Annotated in this window: 4 protein-coding genes and 1 pseudogene; all 5 read left to right on the top strand. The window is 60.1% G+C overall.

The annotated features are described in order from the left end of the window. Positions 1–649 (top strand): signal peptidase I (lepB, locus tag EOC06_RS07425; protein WP_128307441.1); only part of this gene is annotated, 649 nt, incomplete at its 5' end. Next, on the top strand, positions 649–1,404 hold the full coding sequence (gene rnc / locus EOC06_RS07420; protein ID WP_128307440.1) for a ribonuclease III: 756 nt from the start codon (positions 649–651) through the stop codon (positions 1,402–1,404). The genes lepB and rnc, both read left to right, overlap by 1 nt. Continuing rightward, positions 1,401–2,327: a GTPase Era gene (era, locus tag EOC06_RS07415; RefSeq protein WP_027038032.1), complete on the top strand. Its 927-nt coding sequence runs from the start codon at positions 1,401–1,403 to the stop codon at positions 2,325–2,327. Before rnc ends, era begins: the two co-directional genes overlap by 4 nt. A 5-nt stretch (positions 2,328–2,332) precedes the next feature. Next, positions 2,333–3,165 (top strand): annotated as a pseudogene (locus EOC06_RS07410) (aminoglycoside phosphotransferase family protein). A 792-nt stretch (positions 3,166–3,957) separates the two neighbouring features. Further along, complete coding sequence (locus EOC06_RS07405) at positions 3,958–5,094, top strand: porin (RefSeq protein ID WP_128307439.1); 1,137 nt, start codon at positions 3,958–3,960, stop codon at positions 5,092–5,094. The last annotated feature ends 24 nt before the right edge of the window (positions 5,095–5,118 follow it).

Below are 5,118 nucleotides of genomic sequence, written 5' to 3'. Positions count from 1 at the left end.
GCTGTTCCAGGCTTTTTCGATCCCGTCGGGATCAATGCGGCCGACGCTTCTTGAAGGCGACTATCTGTTCGTCACCAAATGGTCCTATGGCTATTCGCGGTACTCGCTGCCTTTCGGCCCCGACATCTTTTCGGGCCGCATCTGGGGCGCCGAGCCGAAGCGTGGCGACGTGGCGGTGTTCAAGTTCCCGCCTGATCCGTCCGTCGACTACATTAAGCGCGTTGTCGGCCTGCCGGGTGACAAGATCCAGGTCAAGGACGGCCAGCTGTTCATCAACGGCGTCGGCGTGCCGCGCGTGAAAACAGGCCAGATCGACAATCCCGACATCACCGAGGAATCGCGACCGATCGATGTCTATCGTGAGACCTTGCCCAACGGCGTCAGCTACGACACGCTCGACCTGAATTCGAACTCGATCGGCGACAACACCCGCGAATTCGATGTGCCGCCCGGCCACTATTTCATGATGGGCGACAACCGGGACAATTCCGCCGACAGCCGTTTCACCGTCGGCTACGTTCCCGCGGAAAATCTGGTTGGCCGTGCCAATCTTGTTTTCTTCTCGATCGCCGGCAAGGCGAGCCCTCTCGAAATCTGGAAATGGCCGTCGCTGATGCGCGCTTCGCGCCTGTTCCACTTCGTCAATTGATGGCTTTGAAGCGTCCGACAGGCGAAACTCTGGCCGGTTTGGTAAAAGCCAAGACCGGCCACGTCTTCAAGGATATCCGCTTGCTCGAGACCGCCTTGACGCATTCCAGTGCGGTCAAGGCCGCCACCAACAACCAGCGTCTTGAATTTCTTGGCGACCGCGTGCTCGGGCTTGTCGTCGCCGATATGCTTTTCGAAAAATTTCCCGATGCGCCGGAAGGTGAAATCGCGCCGCGCTTCAATGCGCTGGTCGATGCACGGACATGCTCCGAGATCGGCATCGAAATGCAGCTGGAAGATCTGGTCCGCGCCGATTCTGCCTTGAAGATGCGGTCGCGTGGCTCGGGCGGAAACTATCTGGCGGATGCGGTCGAAGCCCTGATCGCGGCGGTTTACGTTGACGGTGGCATCGAGGCCGCGCGGCGGTTTGTCCTGCGCTACTGGGAACCGCGCTCGAATACGGTGATCACAAAGCCGCTCAATCCGAAATCCGATCTGCAGGAATGGATTGCCAAGACCAGCGATATCAGACCCGAATACGTGATCGAAAAACGCGAAGGCCCGGACCTCCAGCCCGTCTTCACCGTGTCCTTGCAGGTCCGCGGTTTTGCGCCGATAAGCGGCACTGGCGGCTCCCGCAGGGTTGCCGAAGAAGCGGCGGCTTCGGCATTTCTTGTGCGCGAAGGCGTCTGGGCCACCACATCGGCCCAAAAATCGGAGGGCGCGCGACCCTCCAGTGAAGGGAGTGCGGCATGACCGCTACCGAAGAGCCGGCGACCGCAGCCGCCGCCACGCATTCCGGTTTTGTCGCGCTGATCGGCGCGCCCAATGCGGGCAAGTCGACGCTGGTCAACCAATTGGTGGGCGCCAAGGTGTCGATCGTCACCCACAAGGTGCAGACGACCCGCGCCATCGTGCGCGGCATCGCCACGCATGACAATGCGCAGATCGTTTTTGTCGACACGCCCGGCATCTTCAAGCCGAAGCGGAGGCTCGACACGGCGATGGTGACCACCGCCTGGGGCGGGGCCAAGGACGCCGACATCGTGCTGCTTTTGATCGATGCCGAACGCGGCATCAGGGGCGACGCCGACGCCATCCTCGAACGGCTGAAGGATGTGCGCCAGCCAATGGTGCTGATCCTCAACAAGGTCGACCGCGTCAAGCACGAAGCGCTGCTCGCTCTGTCGGCGGCAGCGAACGAAAGGGTGCCGTTCAAGCGCACCTTCATGGTGTCGGCGCTGACCGGTTCCGGCTGCAAGGACGTGCTCGATTATCTGGCCGAGGCTCTACCGGTCGGCCCCTGGTACTATCCGGAAGACCAGATCTCGGACCTGCCGATGCGCCAGCTCGCGGCCGAGATCACGCGCGAGAAGCTGTATCTAAGGCTGCATCAGGAACTGCCCTATTCCTCGCATATCGAGACCGAGAAATGGGAAGAGAAGCCGGATGGCTCGGTGCGCATCGACCAGACCATCTATGTTGAGCGCGACAGCCAGAAGAAGATCGTTCTTGGCCACAAGGGCGAGACAATCCGCGCCATCGGCCAGGCGGCACGCATGGAGATAGCGGGCATCCTCGAACAGAAGGTGCACCTGTTCCTGTTCGTCAAGGTGCGCGAGAACTGGGGCGACGACCCTGAGCGCTATCGCGAGATGGGGCTCGAGTTTCCGCGCTAGGCTCGATGGTCAGCAAGCCGAACATCGACATAGCGCTTGTCAGCCGATTGATCGCCACGCAGTTTCCCCGTTGGAAGGAGCTTGCGGTCAGGCCCGTCGAGTTTGGCGGCTGGGACAACAGAACCTTTCATCTCGGCGACGAGATGACCGTGCGGCTGCCAAGCGCCGCGGCCTATTCCCTGCAGGTGGAAAAGGAGCATCGCTGGCTGCCGAGGCTCGCACCTCTGTTGCCGCTGCCGATCCCGGTGCCGCTGGCGATGGGAGTTCCGGCCGAAAGCTATCCCTGGCACTGGTCCGTTTACCGCTGGATCGAAGGCGAGACGGCAGAGCGCGAGCGTATCGCCAGCTTGCCGCGATTCGCGACCGACCTGGCCGCGTTCCTGGTCGCCTTGCAAATGATCGATGCCACTGGCGGACCGGCGTCGGGACAACGCAACTTCTTTCGCGGCGGAGCACTCAGCGTCTACGATGGCGAAACCCGGCAAGCGATTGCAGCCCTCGACGGCAAGATCGTACGGTCGCAGCCCGTGCGGTGTGGGAGGCAGCACTTGCCGCGCCATGGCACGGTGCGCCGGTCTGGTTCCACGGCGACGTCAGTTGGGGAAACCTGCTGGTCAGGCAAGGCCGGTTGGGCGCGGTGATCGACTTCGGAACCTCCGGCGTTGGCGATCCCGCCTGCGATCTGGCGATTGCCTGGACATTGTTTGAAGGCAAAAGCCGGGAGGCGTTTCGCGCCGGCCTTCCAGCCGATGAGGCGGGCGCGTGGTCGTGGCTGGACGCTTTGGAAGGCGCTGATCACGGTAGCTGGACAGATCGACGTCAACCCTGTCGAGGTTGAAAAATCCCGTCATGTGATCGATGAGGTGCTTGCCGATCACGAGCGGCGGGGGTGAGGCGCCAAACGTTCAAGGCGCTCTCGCCCACCAGATCCTGATCCTGTCGCCGATCCATCCGCCCCCGTATGGCGCGACCAGGGACATTCTGGCCGAGGCGATGCTTTCCCGGACCTATGCGTGCCCACCCGCCTGATCGAGGCGGAGGGGAGCGCATCGCCTGCGTCGTTCAGGTCGACTGAGAGGGCGTCACGGAGGAATCGTTTTTCAACGGCTGGCTGCTGTCACAATCGGCGACACGACGGCACTCCAGGAAGTTTCGACCGCCTTGGAGGGGGCAGACACCCTTGGAAGCGTCATCCCGCTTTTCGCCTCGGTATCAGAGCGGGATTTGCAGATGGGCGTTATCTGGCAACAGAAGGGGAGGCGGCAAGAATCGGATAAATTTCGACGGAATTGAGGTATATTTTGCGTATTATGCGGACATTTTGGAAATATAACACGTTATCAGTATAGTTAGCCGCGAAATTATCCGTATATATATTTAATAAATGACATTGTGCCATTTGTATCGCTCGTCGGATTATCAAGTGTTATTTGTGCAACACGGCATTAATCTGTTTGGGGAATTGTCATTATTCCGGAAATCGTCATCGAAGGCAGATGATCGATGGGTATGTTCGCCGCTGAAAAGGGCGAGCGGTGTGAGCCTTTTTCGTTGTGGGGGTGAGGCGGGAAAACATTGCCGCCAGCCACAATCCGAAGCCATTTATAACTATGACTGGAGAGGTCAGAAAATGAACATCAAGAGCCTCCTTCTCGGCTCAGCCGCGGCCCTGATCGCGGTCAGCGGCGCGCGCGCCGCCGACGCTGTCGTCGTCGCCGAACCGGAACCGGCCGAATACGTCAAGATCTGCGACGTCTACGGCGCCGGTTACTTCTACATTCCGGGCACCGAGACCTGCCTGCGCATCGGCGGCTACCTCCGCTACGACATGGGCGTCGGCGATTCCGGCGCGCTGGATGGCGCCAATAACGTTGCCGATCACATGGACGGCGATAGGAACGACACCTACTACAAGAACATGCGCTTCACGCTGAGGACTTATACCGGCCAGGAAACCGAGCTCGGCACATTGAAGACCTTCACCGAGACCCGCTTCCAGTTCGGCAACTCTTCCGGCGACTATACCGGTGACGGCACCGGCTGGCAGGCCGGCAACAAGGCCACCACCCTCAACTTCGCCTGGATCCAGCTCGGTGGCCTGCGCGTCGGTAAGGATGAAACGGTATACGACCAGTTCATCGGCTATGCCGGCAACGTCATCCAGGACACGCTCATCCCGTATGGTGTCAAGGATACCAATCTCATCAGCTACTACTTCGACGCAGGCAGCGGCTTCACGGGCGTGGTCTCGCTCGAAGAAGGCACCGGCGTCAACACGATCGACAGCTATGTTCCGCATTTCGTCGGCGGTTTGAAGTACAAGGGCGACTGGGGTGCGATCACCGGCGTCGTGGCCTATGACAGCAATTATGAGGAAGTGTCCGGCAAGGTCCGTTTGGACGTCAACGTCAGCAAGGAACTGACGCTGTTCGTCATGGGCGGCTACGGCACCAACGACAACATCAACGACTTCGGCACAGGCCGTACCCAATATAAGCCATGGGGCGGAAACTGGGCGATCTGGGGCGGCGGCACCTACAAGTTCAACGACAAGACCTCGTTCAACGCCCAGGTCTCCTATGACGACTGGAAGAACCTCGGCGTCGCGGCCAACGTGGCCTATACCATTGTGCCCGGCTTTACGATCACGACTGAAGTCGATTACCTCAATGCAGGAAAATTCGACGACTTGGACTTCAACAACTGGACGAAGGCCGACAAGAAGAGCAGCGTCGGCGGCATCGTTCGCTTCCAGCGCAATTTCTAACGGATCGACTGACCCCACCAGCCC

This window comes from Mesorhizobium sp. M7A.F.Ca.MR.362.00.0.0 (assembly GCF_004023175.1).
Taxonomy (GTDB): Bacteria; Pseudomonadota; Alphaproteobacteria; order Rhizobiales; family Rhizobiaceae; genus Mesorhizobium.
The sequence above is the reverse complement of the archived record's forward strand: the minus strand, read 5'-3'. Positions and strand labels throughout refer to the sequence as shown.